Origin of the sequence: Actinosynnema sp. ALI-1.44 (assembly GCF_001984155.1) — a bacterium.
In the GTDB taxonomy this organism is placed as follows: domain Bacteria; phylum Actinomycetota; class Actinomycetes; order Mycobacteriales; family Pseudonocardiaceae; genus Kibdelosporangium.
In genome coordinates this window covers 207,132-224,018 of the sequence record NZ_MTQO01000041.1, presented here as the reverse complement: position 1 = coordinate 224,018, position 16,887 = coordinate 207,132, and the positions used below count along the sequence as shown (strand labels likewise).

Below are 16,887 nucleotides of genomic sequence, written 5' to 3'. Positions count from 1 at the left end.
GTGCCATTCCCCAGTGCCACGTTCGCTGTGTGGGGCTCCGCCTGGTTGCACGGAGTCGCCGCACCCGACGACACACTCGACGCGCTCGCTGTCTGGGCCGAGATGCACGAGGTCGTAGCGGACGACGAAGGAACCGCGACAACGTTGGAACTGCCCGCGAGGGACGAACGCGCGGGACAACTGGCCGCGCTGCTGGCGGCGCTGCGCAAGGCGGGCGCCACCACAGCCCGGCTGGTCATCCCCGTGCCGGGTGATGTGCGCGGGCTCGGCGGGTCCGCCAGGCTCGCCAGCGAGGCCGTGCGGGTCGGCGAGGCGGTCACGCTGCCGGAAGCGGGCGTCGCGATCGTGCCGGAGACCGTGGCCGACAGCGTCATCCGGTGGACGGTGTTCGACCTGCCGACCACGTCTCCCGGCGAGCACACGCCGCTGGGTGAGGCCGACCACAATCTGTCCACCGCGATGCGTGACGCGGCGGGCACGCTGGCGTCGCTGGATCTGAGCAGCAACCGTTCCGGTGTGCGGCACGAGATCAAGGAACGCGTCGCGGCCAGCGCGCGGGCGCGGTGGCCGATCGGCATGCCGCAGAAGGCGTTGCGCGTGTGGCAACGCGCCACCGAGGTCGCCGTGATGCTGGAAGTGGCAGCGGAGGACGACCCCGGCGGTGCGATGTCGTCCTCCGCGACGCTACGACGCTCCGAAGCTCTCCGCCCGCTCGCCAACGCCATCCGGATCGCCCGGTGCGCCGCCATCGACGAGGCCGTCCGGGTGCTGTCCGACCACGCCGGACGCCACTGAGCCGACGGCGCTCGTCCGCAGCCGTGTCTTGGCTGTGGTCGACGCGCCGATCGCGTCGAGACCGAGCAGCGCGGCGCCGACGACTGGCGCGATGTCCACCACCCTGACCTCGGCACGCGGTGCCACTTCGACGCACTGCTGCTCGATGACATCGATGACATCGCGCGAAACGCCCGTCATCACGCCACCGCCGAGCACGATCGTCGGCGCCTCCCCGGCCATCTCGAGCTTGCGGATGGTCGTGCCGACCATCGTGCCGATCTCGTCGACGAGCTGCTTGACCACGCCCTGCGCGACCACGTCACCGGCGCGGGCGACCTCGAACAGCAGTGGGCACAGCTCGTGGATGGCCTCGCGCGGCAGGTTCTCGAAGTGCAGCCGTTCGACCACTTCGAAGATGTCCTTGGCAGCGAAGTGCGCCACGATCGCGGGCAGCAGGTCGGTGCTCGGGCCGCGCCCGTCGCCCGCGCGCACCGCCCACCACAGCGCCTCCGACCCGAGCTGGAAACCACCGCCCCAGTCGCCGGAGATCTTGCCGAGGGCCGGAAACCGGTGCACGCGACCGTCCGCCGCGACCCCGACGCAGTTGATCCCCGCGCCGCACACCACCGCGACACCCACGCCGTCGGTGGTTCCCGCGCGCAGCATCGCGAACGTGTCGTTGCCGACCACGATGGACGGTGACCAGCCGCGTTCGGTCAACGCCGCGACCAGCTCCTCCTCTTCCGCGGGCAGGTCGGCACCGGCGAGGTAGGCCGCGGTGTGCGTGCCGTACGGCGGCCTGCCCGGCAGGCCCGCCTGCTTCGCGGCGTCGACCACCAGCTGCTCGAAGACGTCCAGACCTTCGTTGAGACCGACGACCTGCGGCGACGCGCCGGGTCCCCGGGTGCGCCCGAGGATCGCGCCCGACGCGTCGACGAGCAGGACGTCGGTCTTGCTGCCGCCACCGTCGATGGCGATGACGACAGCGTCCGGAGCAGGGGCCGTCATGCGTTGGCCCACGGCAGATCAGCACGGTTGGCGGCGATCAGCTCGTCCGCCAGCCGGTCGGCGAACTTGTACTGGCCGATCAGCGGGTGCGCCAGCAACGCGTCCGCGACCCGGTCGCGGCCGCCGCGCAGCGCCGCGTCCAGCGCGAGGAACTCGTACGCGGTCACGTGCGAGATAAGACCCGCGAAGCGCTGCTCGACCGGCTTGACCGGCAACGGCACCGCGCCGCTGGAGTCCACAGTGGCCGGAACCTCGATCACCGCGTCGTCCGGCAGGAACGGCATGGCGCCGTTGTTGCGGACGTTCACCACGTGCTCCTCCGGCGGTCCGCCGCCGGTCAGCGCGTGCACCAGCTGCACGGCCGCCTCGGAGTAGTAGGCGCCGCCGCGCTTGGCCAGGCTCTCCGGCTTGGTCACCACGGCGGGATCGGCGTACAGCTTGAGCAACTCGTTCTCCACCTCGATGACGACGTCCGCCCGTGGCGGGTTCTCCAGCTGGTCGGCCAGCACGTCGTCGTGCGCGTAGTAGTACTTCAGGTAGTAGGACGGCACCGCGTTCATCCGGCGCATCCAGTCGACCTGCGAGCCGATCTCGGCCGCCAGGTGCTCGCCGAACTCGCCGAGCAGGTCGGGCAGGCGGTCGACGGTCCCGTCCGCGGTGGTCACGTGCACACCGCGCTCCCACGTGAGGTGGTTGAGCCCGATGTGGTCGAGTCGGACCGCGTCAGTGTCCACACCGAACAGCGCGGCGAACTGCCGCTGCAGGTGGATGGCCACGTTGCACAGCCCGACCGCGCGGTGCCCGGCCTCGAGCAGCGCCCGCGTGACGATGCCGACCGGGTTGGTGAAGTTGACGATCCACGTGTCGTCCCCGGCCACCCTGCGCACGCGCTCGGCGATGTCGAGCACGACCGGGACGGTGCGCAGCGCCTTGGCCAGGCCACCGGCCCCAGTCGTCTCTTGACCGATACACCCGCAGGCATGCGGAAACGTCTCGTCGGACCGCCTGGCCTTCTGCCCGCCCACCCGCAGTTGCAGCAGCACCGCCGAAGCACCTTCGGCACCCTGCTCGAGGCTGGAGGTGGTCAGCACCTTCGCCGGGTGACCGGCGTGCTCGAGCAGTCGTTGGCAGAAGTCGCCGACGATGCGCAACCGGTGGGTGTCCGGGTCGACGAGCACGATCTCGTCGACGTCCAGACTGGCTCGCCTGCCGGCTATGCCGTCGACCAGCTCCGGCGTGTAAGTGGATCCGCCACCCACAACGGTCAGTCTCATCGTCCCTAACCCTTCACTCCCGTGAACGTGATCCCCTTGACAAGCGACTTCTGCGCCACGACGAACAACACGATCGCGGGCAACAGCGTCAGCACGGTCGCGGCCATCGTGAGGTTCCACTCGACGTGGTGCATTCCCCGGAAGGAAGCGATGGCCAGCGACAGCGTCCAGCTCTCGCGGTTCTCCGCGGTGTAGAGCAGCGGCCCGAAGTAGTCGTTCCAGGTGAACAGGAAGCAGAACATCGCGGCGGCCGCGATGCCCGGCTTGGCCATCGGCATGACCACCTTGGTCAGCACCCGGAACTCCGAGCAGCCGTCGATCCTCGCCGCGTCCAGGTAGTCCTTCGGGATCGTCAGGAAGAACTGGCGCAGCAGGAAGATGCTGAAGGCGTCGAACAGGAAGTACGGCACGATCAGCGGGGCGAGCGTGCCGGTCAGCCCCATCCGGACCCACAGGTCGAACAGCGGCACGACGGTCACCTGCGGCGGCAGCATCATCGCGACGACCACCAGCGAGAACGCCAGGTTCTGACCGCGCCACTTCAGCTTCGCCAACGCGTACGCCGCCGGGACCGCCGAGACCAGGATGCCGAGGGTGGCCAGCAGCGAGTACAGCAAGCTGTTGATCATGTACCGCAGCATCGGTGCCCGCTCGAACACCTCGGCGAAGTTCTCGAAGTGCCAGACCGTCGGCCACACGCTCGCCGTCATCGCCTGGTCGCTCTCCATGAACGACGTCAGCAGGACCAGCAGCACCGGCAGCGTGAACATCACGCCGAGCGCGATACCCACCGCGTGCGTCGCGATCCAGTACAGCGTTCGCTGCCAGGACTGCTTGCGCCGCTGGACAACCGGCGATCCGCCAGTGCGCGGGCGTTCCAGTGTCACACTCATGCTGACTCCTCCGCGTGTGACGCCTTGCGCAACTGCCTGACCAACACGAGGGTGAACGCCGCGGAGACGACGAACAGCAGTACCGCCATGGCCGCCGCGTAACCCATGTTGGAGTACCGGAAGCCCTGGACGTACAACCAGATCGGATAGGTCAGCGTGGTGTTCTGCGGTGCCCCGATGTACTGCGTACTACCGGCCACGTCGGACTGCCCGGACGCCGCCGACGCGGCGACCACCGCCTGTGTGAAGAACTGCAGCGAGAAGATCATCGAGTTGACCACGCCGAACATCAGCACCGGCGAGATGCTCGGCAGCGTGATGTGCCAGAACCGCCGGGCCGGGCCCGCGCCGTCCAGCGCCGCGGCCTCGTGCAGCTCGTGCGGAACGTCGAGCAGCGCGGCCAGGATGACGATCATCAGCTCGCCGGATCCCCACAGCACCAACAGGGTCAGCGACGGCTTGGACCACGCCGGGTCGCTGAACCACAGCGGGCCGTCGACGCCGACCCACCGCAGGAACCGGTTGACCGGACCGAACTCCGGGTTGAACACGAACACGAACACCAGCGTGGCCGCGGCGGGCGGGGCCAGCGCGGGCATGTAGCACAGTGTCCTGATCAGACCGACGCCGCGCCTGAGCCGCGAGATCACCGACGCCACACCGAGCGCGAAGAGCACACGGCAGATCGTCAGAACGATCACCAGCCAGAGCGTGTTGTACGCGGCCGTGCCGACGAGCGGCTCGGTCGTGAACATCCGGACGTAGTTGCCGACCCCGATCCACTGTGGAGGGTTGATCAGGTCGTACCGGGTGAACGAGAAGTACACCGTCGCGACCAGCGGGTAGCCGAAGAAGATGAGGAATCCGAGCGCCGCGGGGCCGAGGAACCCGACCACGACCCACCGGCGGCGGGACCGGACCCGGCCCAGTCCCTTTGCGGGGACTGGCGCCGGGTCCGTGTCCGGACGGCTGAGCGTTGCAGTCATCGCCTTGCTACTTGCCCAGCTTCTGGGCGAGCTCGTCGTTGATCTGCGCGTCGACCTTCGCCAGACCGGCGGCCAGGTCGGGCTCCTGACCGGCGACCCACCGCGAGGCGAAGTCGTTGGCTGCCTTGATCGCCGCGGCGTTGACCGGCGTCGCCGGGTTGGACTGGAGCTTGCCGCTGCCGTACATGTCGAGGAAGGTCTTGAACTGGTCGTTGACCTTCAGGTTCGGCGACTTGAGCGACTCGGTGGTGCTCGGCAGGTTCTTGATCTGGTTGGACAGCTCGACGAGGGTGTCGGTGTCGAACGTGACGTGCTTGATCAGTTCCCACGAGGCGCCGGGGTTCTTGACGCCCTTCGGGATGCCGATGATGGTGCCGGTGGAGTACCCGCCGCCGTAGGAGGCGGTCCGGCTCGGCGACACGGGCACGGGTGCGGTGCCGTAGTTCAGGTTCGGCGCGGTGTCGGCGATGAACGCGTTGCGGTACTCACCGTCGAGCATCATCGCCAGCTTGCCCTTGTGGAAGGCGTTGTCCGGCGAGTACTGGTCGCCGAGGCCCGCCTTGAAGCGCTCGAGCTTGTCCTTGCCGTAGAAGTCGACGAGCTGCTTCTGGAACTCGAAGAGCTCCTTCCACTCCGGGCTGCCGGCCATGTTGGACTTGCCGTCCGGGCCGTTCATGTACTTCGCGCCCGTCATCGGCGCCCAGATCTGCGCCTCGTTGGCGTAGAACGGCATCGACGGGATGAAACCGGCGACCTCGATCGAGCCGTCCGCCGCGAACTTGGTGATCTTCTTGGTGTACTCCAGCAGCTCGGCCGTGGTCTTCGGCGGCGCGTTGTACCCGGCCTGCGCCAACAGGTCCTTGTTGTAGTAGAAGCCGTACACGTCAGCGAGGAACGGCAGCGAGCACTGCTTGCCGTTGTACTGGGTGTAGTCGAGGACCTGCTTGGGGATGACGCTCAGGTCGGTCTTGTCGCGGTCGATGTAGGGCTTCATGTCCTGGAAAGCCCCGCTGAGGCACCAGTTGCCGAGGTTGTCGGAGAAGAACGAGATGGCGACGTCCGGCGCGGAACCGCTCTGGATCGACTGGGTGAGCTTGTCGTCGTCCTGGTTGCCCTTGTGGTCGATCTTGATGTTCGGGTACTTCTTGGTGAACGACTGGAGGGCCGCGGTGACCGCCTTCTCCTCCCGGTCGGTGAACTTGCTGTAGACCACGAGCGTCAGGTTCGCGTCCTTCGCGGGCGCGGCACCCGGCTCGCTGCCACCACCACCTCCGCCGCCTGCCGCACCTGAGCACGAAGCGACGAGTAATGCCACCGAAGCCAGCAGAACTCGGATGGGGGCCTTGCGCATTTGCCCTCCTGGGGGACCTAGGAAACTATTCGGACGCAGTCGCCAAGGGACTGGCGTCCTGGCGGCGAGAGGGTTCTGTGACGTCGCCGGTGAGCCCGAAGACCTGCTCACGGACGACGGCGAGAGCGGAGTGCAGAGCGCCTGCCCGCACGGCATTGCCGGCAACCGCGCTGAACGCCACCGGAGTGCGGGGTACGACCATGTCCCGCAACTCCGCACTGATCAACCGGCACAGGGTCTCCCCACCAGCCAAGCCGGTCTTCCCGCACAGCAGCACCAGTTCCGGGTCGACCACGCTGACGACGCCTGCGACGCCCGTGGCGACCCGGCGCGCCAGGTCGACGAGGAACTGCTCCCCTTGCTGGTGTGCGGAAGTCTTGTTTTCGTCGGCCGTCATCGCGACAGCCTTGGTCACGGCTGTCCAGCCGTTGCGCGCGGCGATGCCGTACGCCTTGGCCAGTTTCACCACGTTCGGGGAGCTGACCAGGTCCCCGAACCGCGTGCCGGTCGCGGGAATGCCGGTGTCGGCGGCCGCGCGGTCCGGAACGTGCATCCAGTCGATCTCACCGGCGCCGCCGGTGGCGCCGCGCAGGAGCTTGCGGTCGACCACGATCGCGCCACCGATGCCGTGGTCGAGCCAGACCATCACGAAGCTGCGCGCGGACGTCGCCTGCCCGGCGATCATCTCCTCCAGCGCGACCAGGTTGACGTCGTTCTCGATCGTGACGGGCACCCCGAGTTCGGCGCCGATCCGGCCGGGCATGTCGAAGCCCTCCCAGCCGGGCAGGTGCGGGGCGAACCACAGGTGCCCGGTGCGCGGGTTGACCGCGCCGGGCGTGCCGACCACGACGTGCCGCAGATCCTTGAGGGTCAGCCCGGCGGCTTGAGCCGCTGCGGCAGTGGCTTCGCGGAAGTTGCGCAGCACCTCGTCGGCTGTTCCCCTTGGCGGGACAGCTTGCCGGTGTTCGGTGAGCACGGCGCCGGAGATGTCGGCGATCGCGATCTCCACGCCACGCGGCGTCAGGTCGATCGCCGCGACGTGCGCGACCGCGCCCTTGACCGCCCACAGCTGGGCGCGTGGCCCCCGTCCGCCGCCACGCAGGCCTTCCCTGACGACCACACCTTCTTCTTCGAGGCGGGCCAGCAGTTGCGCGGTGGCAGGCTTGGACAGGCCGATCGCGTACTCCAGCTCGGATCGGGTCAGCGGGCCATCGCGCAGCAACGCGTCGATGGCCGCGCGGTCGTTGATCTCGCGCAGCAGCCGCGGACTCCCGGCTCTCAACTCGGCTCCCGGTTTAGGGTCAAATTAATCTGGTAACTTCCCAGACGATTTGTGGTGACCGTAGTCACCCAGCAGGTGGCGGTCAAGAGCGGTGACCGGAGCGAGATGTCGGACCCCCGGGTTACGGTGCTGCCATGTGGCAGCAAAGCGAGGCCGAACAGCAGCTGAAGACCGGGGAAGACGCGTCCGTGGCCAGCCCCGGCCGCGACTCGGCGATGCCGCCTGAGGGCTACGAGCCGACTCAGGTCGTCTACTGCACGTGGGGGCGCGAGCGCGGGGCTCCGCCGTTACCGCTGGCCTCGTTCGACTGGTCTCCCCAGGACGGCGTCCAGTTCACCGTGCTCGACCACGAGCGCGGCCGGTCGGCCCGGCGGTTCATGGTCGAGGGCGCGGCGTTCGAACAGCAGCGGCGGATGGTCCTGCCATCGGAGGGCCCGGTGTTCATGCGGGCCCTGCTCGGGCACGGCAACTCGTCCAGTTACTTCTGGTTCGTGGACAAGACTCCTGTGGTTCCTCGCGATGAGGGTCCTTAGTGGTGGTTGCGATCGGAAGTTCGTCGGGGGATCGTGACCACTTAGGGCCTCGTCGGCCTCTTGACCGGCTCGCAGCACAGTGGGGCGCAGGGCGCACCGTTCACCGTGCAGCCTGCCGCCGTGAAGCCCGGGGAGAGTTTGCGGGGTTCGATGCCTTCGGTGTGTTCGCGGATCAGCTCCACGACCAGCTGGGCGAAGCGGGGGTCGCTGTTCGGCGTGGCCACCCTGGCGAAGGCCATGCCCAATTCCTGTGCCTTCTCCGCAGCTTCGTTGTCCAGGTCCCAGATCACCTCGAGGTGGTCGCTGACGAACCCGATCGGGCAGACCGCGACCGCCGCGACGCCCTGCGCGTGCAGTGCTTCGATGTGGTCGACGATGTCCGGGTCCAGCCAGGGGATCTGGGGCGGTCCGGAGCGGGACTGCCAGACCACGTCGTACTCTGGCACGCCCACCGCCGCCGCCACCAGGCGGGATGCTTCCTCGACCTGCTTGGAGTAGCGTCCGCCGCCTTCCGACGGCGGGCCCGCCGCCTTGTCGGCCGACACCGGCACCGAATGGGCTGTGAACACCAGGCGGGCGTCTTCGGGGAGAGTCGCCAGGGCTTCGCGGGTCGCGTCGGCGAAGGACTCGATGAACAGCGGGTGGTCGAAGAACTGCCGCAGCTTCACCAGTTCGGGTGCGTTCTGGCCTACGGCCGCGCGGACGCGCTCGATGTCCTCGTCGTATTGGCGGCAGGCCGAGTAGCCGCCGTAGGCGCTGGTGGGGAACACCAGGGCGCGGTGTACGCCGTCGGCGAGCATCGTGCCGACGGTTTCCTCCGCCATGGGGTGCCAGTTGCGGTTGCCGAAGTACACCGGCAGTTTCACGCCCTGTGCCGTCAGCTCCGCTTCCACGGCCGCGATCGCCTCGCGGTTGAGCCGGTTGATCGGCGACACCCCGCCGAAGTGCTGGTAGTGCTGCTCGACCTCGTCCAGCCGCTCCGGCGGCACACCTCGGCCTCGCGTCACGTTCTCCAGGAACGGCCGGACGTCGGCCGGTCCTTCCGGCCCACCGAAGGACAGCCACAGCAGCGCATCGAAACTCACTCCCCCATCCTGCCCAACGTCGTCCGGGCGCCGCACGCCGGGACAGCCTGACGTCGTGGCGCGGCGACTCGAAGCCGCCGCGCCACCGACGATGACGGCAGGCGGGAGGTCACATCCCGACCGCGTGGAATCCCCCGTCGACCATGACCATCGAGCCCGTCGTGGCGGGCAGCCAGTCCGACAGCAGCGCGCACACCGACTTGCCGACCGGCTCCGAGTCCTCCAGCTTCCAGCCCAGCGGCGCGCGCACGGACCACTGGTCCTCCAGGTCCTTGAAGCCCGGGATGGACTTCGCGGCCATCGTGCGCACCGGCCCGGCCGCCACCAGGTTCACCCGCACCTGCTTAGGGCCCAGTTCCCGCGCCAGGTAGCGGGTCACGGACTCCAGACCGGCCTTGGCGACACCCATCCAGTTGTAGGCCGGCCACGCCTGGCGCGCGTCGAAGTCCATGCCGACGATCGAGGCGCCCTCGCGCAGCAACGGCAGCAGCGCCTTGGACAGCGACATGAACGAGTACGCCGACACCTGCACCGCGGCGGACACGTCCTCCCACGGCGCATCGAGGAACGGGTTGCCCAGGCAGGACGGGGGCGCGAACGCGATCGAGTGGACCACGCCGTCGAGCCCGTCGACGTGCTCGGAAACCTTGTCCGCCAACGTGTCCAGGTGTTCGGAGTTGGTCACGTCCAGTTCGATCACCGGCGCGGGCTTGGGCAGCCGCTGCGCGATGCGCTGCACGAGGCTCATCCGGCCGAACCCGGTGAGCACCACCTCCGCACCCTGTTCCTGCGCGATGCGGGCCACGGAGAACCCGATGGAGGCGTCCGTGATGATGCCGGTGACCAGCAGCCGCTTGCCTTCGAGCAGTCCTGCCACTTGTCTTGTCTCCCTTGTGATCTGTTCAGTGGCCCATGCCGAGGCCGCCGTCGACGGGCAGCACGGCTCCGGTGATGTACGCGGCCGAGTCCGATGCCAGGAACGTGACGGCCGACGCGATCTCCGCCGTTTCGGCGTACCGGCCGAGCGGGACCTGGCCGAGGATCTCCTGCTTGCGGTCGTCCGGCAGCACGGCGGTCATCTCGGTGGTCACGAAACCCGGTGTGATCACGTTCGACGTGATGTTGCGGCTGCCCAGCTCCCGGGCGAGCGAACGGGAGAAGCCGACCAGCCCGGCCTTGCTGGCCGCGTAGTTCGCCTGGCCCGCGCTGCCGCTGAGGCCGACGACCGACGAGATGAAGATCAGCCGTCCCCACCGCTTGCGCAGCATGCCCCGGCTCGCGCGCTTGGCCACCCGGAACGCGCCGGTCAGGTTCGCGTCGAGCACGCGGGAGAACTGCTCCTCGGACATCCGCAGCAGCAGCGTGTCGTCGGTGATGCCCGCGTTGGACACCAGGATCTCGACCGGGCCCTGCTTCTCCTCGATCTCCGCGAACGCCGCGTCGACCTGGTCGGCGTCGGTCACGTCGCACTTGACGCCGAGCAGGCCCTCCGGCGTCTCGGAGCCGCGGTGCGTGACCGCGACGTTGTCGCCCTGCTCCGCGAACGCACTGGCGATCGCCAGACCGATACCGCGATTACCGCCCGTGACCAATACCGACCGTGCCACCTTCAACTCCTCGCGACGCCCCGACGCTCTGCCGGTGCCACAGGCTAGCCGCCTACTAGCTGGTCCGATGCATCCGGGCCGACTCTTGTGGTGGGGCTAACCCCACCTCAAACGGTCGGTTCCGCACCATGGGTCGGGCACCGTCCGCAGCAATAGCGTCAAGCCACAAACAATCGGCTGAAGATTTGGGACGGACCGCGATCATGCTGCGCCTGACGTTGAGAACACTCCGTTACCGCAAGGGCGGATTCGTCGCCACGTTCATCGCGTTGTTCTTCGGCGCGTCGATCGTGATGGCGTGCGGTGGCCTGATGGAGACGGGCATCCGGACCGCGATCCCGCCGCAGCGACTGGCCGGTGCGGACGCGGTGGTGGTCGCCGACCGGTCGTTCCCGCTGCCGACCGACAAGCAGCCCGATGAGGACGGTGACGTCGACCTCAAGTACGGCAAGCTGTCGGAAGACGTGCCGCTGCAGGCGGATCTCGCCGCCAAGGTCTCGGCTGTCGCCGGTGTGGCGCGTGTCGTGCCGGACGTCGCCTTTCCGGCGACTCTCGTCGGCGCGGGCCCCACGACCGGGCACAACTGGACGTCGGCGGCGCTCGCCGGGATCAGCGGCGGGGCGCCGCAGCCGGGCCAGGTCGTCGTGCCCGCCGCGGCGGGCAAGCAGGTCGGGTCGCGTGTGGACATCTCGGTGCGCGGGAGGGTCTCGCAGTACACAGTGTCCGGTACGTCGCCGCAGTCGGTCGTCTACTTCGCCGACTCGGACGCGGAGCGGTTCGGACGGCTGCTGGCGCTCGGTGTCGTGGTGTCGCCCGGCACGGACACGGCGGCGTTCGGCGACAGCTTGGAAGACGCGCTCGGTTCGTCGGTGAAGGTGCTGACAGGCGAAGAGCGCGGGGCGCCGGAGCACCCGGCGGCGGCGAAACAGAGCGACATGCTGATCACGTTGGCCGGTGTGTTCGGCGGGTTCGCCGTGATGGTCTCGATGATGGTGGTGTCCAGCACGTTCAACGTGTCGGTGCAGCAACGCAAGCGGGAGATGGCGTTGCTGCGGGCGATCGGCACGACACCGGGCCAGATCCGGCGGATGGTCTTCGGCGAGTCGCTGATCGTGTCGGCGCTGGCCACGCTCGCCGCGTGGATCCCGGCCTCGTGGGTCGGCAAGTTCCTGTTCGACCGGCTCTGCGACTACGGCGCGGTCAGCCCGGTGTTCGAGTTCCACCAGGGCTGGATCCCGTCCGTGGTCGGTGTCGGCACGGCCGTGCTCGCCGGGGTGGTCGCGGCTCTCGCCGCCGCGCGCCGTGCCGCCAGGACCCGTCCGACGGAGGCGCTGGCGGAGGCCGCCGTGCAGCGCAAGTGGCTGACGCCCACCCGGCTGGTCTTCGCCATCCTGTCGTTCGGCGGCGGTATCGCGCTGGGAATCCTGACGGTGACGGTGCTGTCCGGCCCGCTCGCCGCGGCGACCGCCGGACCGGCGGTGATCTGCTGGGCCACCGGGTTCACGCTGCTCGCCCCCGGGCTCACCAAGACCGTGATGGCGGTGCTGCGGGTACCGATCCGCGTGTTGACCAGGGTCCCGGGCTCGCTGGCCGCGTCCAACACACGGGTGCGCGCGGTGCGGCTCGCGTCCGCGGTCGCGCCGGTCATGCTGGCCACCGGGTTCGCGTTCGCGCAGATCTACCTGCAGACGACGACGGCCGAGTCGTCGCGGCGCGCGTACACCGAGGACCTGCGGGCGGACGCGGTGCTGGTGTCGACGACGGGTGGCTTCTCCCCCGATGTCGTCGACGCCGTGCGGTCAACGCCGGGAGTCACCGCGGCTTCGGAGTGGGTCACCGGCAGGGGGCACGTGATCAGCCCGTACGACAGTGAACTCGAGGAGGACGACGGTCTCGAACTGCAGGGCATCTCCGCGGCGGGGTCCGCGCTGACCGCGATCCCCGTGGTCTCGGGAAGTTTGTCCGACTTGTCCGGCAGCTCGATCGCGTTGCCCGTCGACCACGCCAAGGCGATGAACGTGAAGGTCGGCGACCGGATCACGATGCGCTTCGGCGACGGCGGGACCGAGCGGGTGTCCGTCGCGGCGGTGATCAAGCCGAGGCAGGGCTACGAGGTCGGGCTGGCACCCGCCCAACTGCTCGCCGGGCACACGTCCGAGGGCGCACCGGGCCAGATCATGGTGGCAGGCGACATCTCCGGGCTCGCCGCCCGGTTCCCCGAGGCACGCGTGGCCGACCGCTCGACGCTGACCGAGTCGTACGATAAGGAGCTGGAAACCGGCGCGATGATCAACTACCTGCTGGCCGGGATGATCGTCCTCTACACGGCGATCTCGGTGATCAACACCCTGGTGGTGGAGACGGCCGACCGGCGCAGGGAGTTCGGCCTGCTGCGGCTCAGCGGCGCCCGGCGCGGCCAGGTGCTGCGGATGGTCGGTGTGGAGGGCACAGCGATCACGTTGTCCGGCATCATCCTCGGCACCGTGGTGTCCGCGGGCACCTTGATCCCGTTCAGCATCTCCGCGTTGGGCTCCGTCGTGCCGTACGGTCCGTTCTGGATCTTCCTGGTGGTGTCGGGAGCCGCCGCCCTGCTCACGATGGCCGCCGTGATGCTGCCCGCGTGGGTCGCGTTGCGCACGCGCCCGGTGGACACCGTGGCGACCCAGTAGTCAGTCCGAACGCGTCCGGTCAGTCAGCGAGCGCCATGTCCTTGTGCGGGTCCCACATGTCGCCCTGCTGACCGTTGTACGCCTCAGCCCATTCCCGGCGGCTGCCCGAGACGCATTTGGCCGAGCTGAACACGGCCAGAAAGCTGGACTGGTCGCATGCGCGGGCGGCGCGCCGCGGCCCACAAGCGGGGCGAGTTCAGTCGACCGCGCCCGGCGCGGCTCCAAGCACTACGTGATCACCGAGGGCGGCGGCATCCCGCTGGCGGTCGGCCTGACCACATGCGCGGACTGCCACCGACACGTCACAACCTCAATGAGGAACTCCAAGCCAACACAAAAGGGCTGGTACGTAACCAACACAGTGCACCCAGCGCCGGAAACCGAACCCCCGGCCGGAAACCGCATTCCAACGCAACCAACAGCGCTGACGCAATCAGACATTATCCGTGAAAACCAGCCCCAGCGACAAGCAGGCCACAAGTACGCAGACCGTAACTCAACCGTGGCCACCGCTGGTAAAATAGCACTGTTTCCGATAAACTGGACATATGCCCGAACAGCTCGCTGTTCCATTCCGTCCAGTAGGTCAACCACCACACATCCCGCTCACCGAGATGACACGGGATCAAGTTCTCGACTTTTTGGTGGACCGTCACCGGCGACGTAACCAGATCGACGGCGAAATCGTGCAGGCGTATGCCCGGTTCGCGGAACTGACCCCACCGCGGCGCAGCGGAATCACCATCGGCGACGGCGCGGCAGAAGAGATCGCGTTGGAATTGGCGGTCAGCCCCAACACCACCGCCAAACACCTGCACGAGGCCCAGGAGTTGGTGACCCGCCTGCCGGGAACGGTGTCGGCACTGACCACCGGCGAGATCGACGTCATGCGAGCCAAAGCCGTGCGCGAGTACACCACTGAGTTGGACGATGATCAGGCCGCACGGGTGGAGAAGCGGGTGTTGGCGGGTGGTCGGCAGGAGAACCTGACCCGGTTCAAGCACGTCCTGCGGCGCGAAGTCATCCGGGCGGACCCGCAGGGGGCCGAACAGCGGCGGTTGGCGGTGAAAGCGCAGCGGGATGTCACCCGGTGGCATCGGGCCGACGGGACCTCGAGTCTTACTGTCCATTTGCAGCCGCATGAGGCGGAGTTGGCGTACCAGCACATCAATCTACTGGCTGAGCACGCTCAAGGAACGAGCGGGAATCTCGCGAGGGCGCGGGCGGAGGTGTTCATGGACTTGATCGGCGGCAAAGACGTTGACCGGCCGCGGGTGAGTGTGAACGTGGTCGTGCCGATGACCACGTTGATGGGATTGAACCAGGAACCCGGGGAGATCAGCGGGATCGGGCCGATCACCGCCGAGTACGCGCGGGAGTTGGCGCGGAACGCGACCTGGCGGCGGGTGATCACCGATCCCGCCGGGCAGGTGCTGGAAGTCAGTCGGCGACGGTTCGCCTCACCGGGGTTGACCCGGTTCGTCCAGGCCCGCGACCGGGTGTGTCGGCAGCCTGGGTGCGCGGTGGTGGCGCAGCGGTGCGAGGTCGATCATTCGGTCCCCTACGCCGAGGGTGGCGTGACCGGGGTGGGGAATGTCGCGATGTTGTGTAAGCGCCACAATTTGATGCGGCAGCGCACTACCTGGCGGATGGATCAGGTGATGCCCGGGGTGCTGGCTTTTACCACTCCAGGCCGTAGGACTGTGCTTACCACGCCCGTTGGGTATGACGTTCCGCCGTTTTAGATGCCTGCTTTCCAGCGGTGGCCACGGTTGAGTTACGGTCTGCCTCCTTGTGGCCTGCTTGTCGCCGGGGCTGGTTTTAACGGATAATGTCTGATTGCTTTGCGCTGTTGGTTACGTTGGAGTGCGGTTTCCAGCCCGGGGTTCGGTTTCCGGCGCTGGGTGCACTGTGTTGGTTACCTACCAGCCCGTTGTTGCTGGCTGAGAGCGCGGCGCTGACATCCACGAGGCGTTTCCTCGGCCTGGCCGCATGCGTGATCTGCTACCGACACCTCAGACCTTCTATTAGGAACACTAAGCGACTGTTAGGTCTGGCTCTCGCGCATTGTCACGGGAGGGGTCCGCCACCGATGGTGAGACCGTCGTGACAAGGAGGTCCCCACACATGGCGACAGCCAGCCAGGTGAGCGAGCGCCGGGTGGTCGGCAACGTCGTGCGCGGGTCGATCGGCAACCTGATCGAGTGGTACGACTGGTACGCCTACACCGCGTTCAGCATCTACTTCGCGAGCACGTTCTTCCCCCAGGGCGACCGGACCGCCCAATTGCTGGACACCGCGGGCATCTTCGCGGTCGGCTTCCTGATGCGGCCGATCGGCGGTTACGTGCTTGGCCGGTTCGCCGACCAGTTCGGCAGACGCAACGCGCTCACGCTCAGCGTCGTCATGATGGCCGTCGGGTCGCTGCTGATCACGCTCACCCCCGGGTACGACTCGATCGGCGTCGCCGCGCCGGTCATCCTGCTGCTGGCCCGTCTGCTGCAAGGACTTTCCGTCGGCGGGGAGTACGCCACCTCCGCGACCTATCTGTCCGAAGTGGCCACTCCGGGCAAACGCGGTTTCTACTCCAGCTTCCAGTACGTCACGCTGATCTCCGGCCAGCTCGTCGCGTTGGGCCTGCAGATCGTGCTGCAGCAGGTGCTCACCGAACACCAGCTGACCACATGGGGCTGGCGGATCGCGTTCGCTGTCGGTGCTGTCGGCGCGATCGTGGTGATGTGGCTGCGCCGCGGTATGGAGGAGTCCCAGAGCTACCAGCAGGAGAAGACCAAGGAAGGCGAGCGCGGCACGATCCGCGTTCTGCTGCGCTACCCCAGGGAATGCCTGATCGTGGTCGGCCTGACGCTCGGCGGCACCGTCGCGTTCTACACGTTCAGCACGTACCTGAAGAACTTCATGGTGAACACGAGCCACATCGACAAGGGCACGGTCACCTGGGTCAACTTCATCGCCCTCGCCGTCTTCATGGGCATCCAGCCGCTGGCCGGGCGGTTGTCGGACCGGATCGGGCGGCGGCCGCTGCTGCTGTTCTTCGGCATCGGCGGAGTGGTCGCCACGGTTCCGTTGCTGACGGTACTGTCCCACACGAACAACCCGGTCGTGGCGTTCCTGCTGATGATGGTCGGCTTGTCGATCGTCACCGGGTACACGTCGATCAACGCCATCGTGAAGGCCGAGCTGTTCCCGACGAAGATCAGGGCGTTGGGCGTGGGACTGCCGTACGCGCTGACCGTCGCGGTCTTCGGCGGCACCGCCGAGTACATCGCGCTGGGCCTGAAGAAGGCAGGCGTCGAATCGCTCTTCTACTGGTACGTGACGGCGTGCGTCCTCGTCTCGCTCGTCGTGTACTGGACAATGCGGGAGACCTCCTCCTCGACCGAGTTGGAGAAGACCACGTAAAG

Annotated in this window: 15 protein-coding genes; 5 read left to right on the top strand and 10 right to left on the bottom strand. The window is 67.9% G+C overall.

The window, feature by feature from the left end:
* Entirely contained in the window at positions 1 to 795 is a 795-nt protein-coding gene (locus ALI144C_RS16340; RefSeq protein WP_076987936.1) for a hypothetical protein, read from the top strand.
* Here ALI144C_RS16340 and ALI144C_RS16335 read toward each other — a convergent pair.
* The 6 genes from ALI144C_RS16335 to ALI144C_RS16310 are packed head-to-tail and all read right to left on the bottom strand — an operon-like array spanning position 685 to position 7,571.
* Positions 685 to 1,785 (bottom strand): N-acetylglucosamine kinase, encoded by a 1,101-nt coding sequence (locus tag ALI144C_RS16335; protein WP_083753094.1) that lies wholly within the window; start codon positions 1,783 to 1,785, stop codon positions 685 to 687. The two genes, ALI144C_RS16340 and ALI144C_RS16335, sit on opposite strands and share 111 nt — an antisense overlap.
* Positions 1,782 to 3,059 (bottom strand): 6-phospho-beta-glucosidase, encoded by a 1,278-nt coding sequence (locus ALI144C_RS16330; RefSeq protein ID WP_076987934.1) that lies wholly within the window; start codon positions 3,057 to 3,059, stop codon positions 1,782 to 1,784. Before ALI144C_RS16330 ends, ALI144C_RS16335 begins: the two co-directional genes overlap by 4 nt.
* Before the next feature lie 5 nt (positions 3,060 to 3,064).
* Positions 3,065 to 3,952 (bottom strand): carbohydrate ABC transporter permease, encoded by an 888-nt coding sequence (locus ALI144C_RS16325; RefSeq protein ID WP_076987933.1) that lies wholly within the window; start codon positions 3,950 to 3,952, stop codon positions 3,065 to 3,067.
* A complete protein-coding gene (locus ALI144C_RS16320; protein WP_076987932.1) occupies positions 3,949 to 4,938 on the bottom strand; it encodes a carbohydrate ABC transporter permease in 990 nt (329 codons plus the stop codon). The genes ALI144C_RS16325 and ALI144C_RS16320 overlap by 4 nt, the downstream gene beginning before the upstream one ends.
* Positions 4,939 to 4,945: 7 nt before the next feature.
* Positions 4,946 to 6,289, bottom strand: coding sequence for an extracellular solute-binding protein (locus ALI144C_RS16315; RefSeq protein ID WP_076987931.1), 1,344 nt, complete (start codon positions 6,287 to 6,289; stop codon positions 4,946 to 4,948).
* Between the two features lie 25 nt (positions 6,290 to 6,314).
* Positions 6,315 to 7,571, bottom strand: coding sequence for an ROK family transcriptional regulator (locus ALI144C_RS16310; protein ID WP_076987930.1), 1,257 nt, complete (start codon positions 7,569 to 7,571; stop codon positions 6,315 to 6,317).
* A 134-nt stretch (positions 7,572 to 7,705) separates the two neighbouring features.
* Between ALI144C_RS16310 and ALI144C_RS16305 the strand changes: the two genes are divergently transcribed.
* Positions 7,706 to 8,104 (top strand): hypothetical protein, encoded by a 399-nt coding sequence (locus ALI144C_RS16305; protein ID WP_076987929.1) that lies wholly within the window; start codon positions 7,706 to 7,708, stop codon positions 8,102 to 8,104.
* A gap of 41 nt (positions 8,105 to 8,145) precedes the next feature.
* Here the strand turns inward: ALI144C_RS16305 and ALI144C_RS16300 are convergent, their stop codons facing one another.
* The 3 genes from ALI144C_RS16300 to fabG form a co-directional block, all read right to left on the bottom strand.
* Positions 8,146 to 9,189, bottom strand: coding sequence for a ferrochelatase (locus ALI144C_RS16300; RefSeq protein ID WP_076987928.1), 1,044 nt, complete (start codon positions 9,187 to 9,189; stop codon positions 8,146 to 8,148).
* A gap of 109 nt (positions 9,190 to 9,298) precedes the next feature.
* Positions 9,299 to 10,066, bottom strand: a complete 768-nt coding sequence (fabI, locus tag ALI144C_RS16295; protein WP_076987927.1) for an enoyl-ACP reductase FabI — start codon at positions 10,064 to 10,066, stop codon at positions 9,299 to 9,301.
* Between the two features lie 25 nt (positions 10,067 to 10,091).
* Positions 10,092 to 10,796 carry a 3-oxoacyl-[acyl-carrier-protein] reductase gene (gene fabG / locus ALI144C_RS16290; RefSeq protein ID WP_076988005.1) on the bottom strand — a complete coding sequence of 235 codons (705 nt, stop codon included), beginning with the start codon at positions 10,794 to 10,796 and terminating at the stop codon, positions 10,092 to 10,094.
* 203 nt (positions 10,797 to 10,999) lie between these two features.
* Between fabG and ALI144C_RS16285 the strand changes: the two genes are divergently transcribed.
* Positions 11,000 to 13,465: an FtsX-like permease family protein gene (locus ALI144C_RS16285; protein ID WP_076988004.1), complete on the top strand. Its 2,466-nt coding sequence runs from the start codon at positions 11,000 to 11,002 to the stop codon at positions 13,463 to 13,465.
* A 19-nt stretch (positions 13,466 to 13,484) separates the two neighbouring features.
* Here ALI144C_RS16285 and ALI144C_RS16280 read toward each other — a convergent pair whose 3' ends face one another.
* Positions 13,485 to 13,598 (bottom strand): DUF2238 domain-containing protein, encoded by a 114-nt coding sequence (locus tag ALI144C_RS16280; RefSeq protein WP_168211262.1) that lies wholly within the window; start codon positions 13,596 to 13,598, stop codon positions 13,485 to 13,487.
* A gap of 481 nt (positions 13,599 to 14,079) precedes the next feature.
* Here ALI144C_RS16280 and ALI144C_RS16275 point away from each other — a divergent pair, with 481 nt between their 5' ends.
* Entirely contained in the window at positions 14,080 to 15,210 is a 1,131-nt protein-coding gene (locus ALI144C_RS16275) for an HNH endonuclease signature motif containing protein (RefSeq protein WP_076987926.1), read from the top strand.
* Positions 15,211 to 15,592: 382 nt separating this feature from the next.
* A complete protein-coding gene (locus ALI144C_RS16270) occupies positions 15,593 to 16,885 on the top strand; it encodes an MFS transporter (protein WP_076987925.1) in 1,293 nt (430 codons plus the stop codon).
* The last annotated feature ends 2 nt before the right edge of the window (positions 16,886 to 16,887 follow it).

What these genes read in the sequence shown, in the direction of transcription:
- ALI144C_RS16335 (WP_083753094.1), bottom strand. Translation starts at nt 1,785, where the DNA reads ATGACGGCCCCTGCTCCGGACGCTGTCGTCATCGCCATCGACGGTGGC.
- ALI144C_RS16330 (WP_076987934.1), bottom strand. Translation starts at nt 3,059, where the DNA reads ATGAGACTGACCGTTGTGGGTGGCGGATCCACTTACACGCCGGAGCTG.
- ALI144C_RS16325 (WP_076987933.1), bottom strand. Translation starts at nt 3,952, where the DNA reads ATGAGTGTGACACTGGAACGCCCGCGCACTGGCGGATCGCCGGTTGTC.
- ALI144C_RS16320 (WP_076987932.1), bottom strand. Translation starts at nt 4,938, where the DNA reads ATGACTGCAACGCTCAGCCGTCCGGACACGGACCCGGCGCCAGTCCCC.
- ALI144C_RS16315 (WP_076987931.1), bottom strand. Translation starts at nt 6,289, where the DNA reads ATGCGCAAGGCCCCCATCCGAGTTCTGCTGGCTTCGGTGGCATTACTC.
- ALI144C_RS16305 (WP_076987929.1), top strand. Translation starts at nt 7,706, where the DNA reads ATGTGGCAGCAAAGCGAGGCCGAACAGCAGCTGAAGACCGGGGAAGAC.
- ALI144C_RS16285 (WP_076988004.1), top strand. Translation starts at nt 11,000, where the DNA reads ATGCTGCGCCTGACGTTGAGAACACTCCGTTACCGCAAGGGCGGATTC.
- ALI144C_RS16275 (WP_076987926.1), top strand. Translation starts at nt 14,080, where the DNA reads ATGACACGGGATCAAGTTCTCGACTTTTTGGTGGACCGTCACCGGCGA.
- ALI144C_RS16270 (WP_076987925.1), top strand. Translation starts at nt 15,593, where the DNA reads ATGGCGACAGCCAGCCAGGTGAGCGAGCGCCGGGTGGTCGGCAACGTC.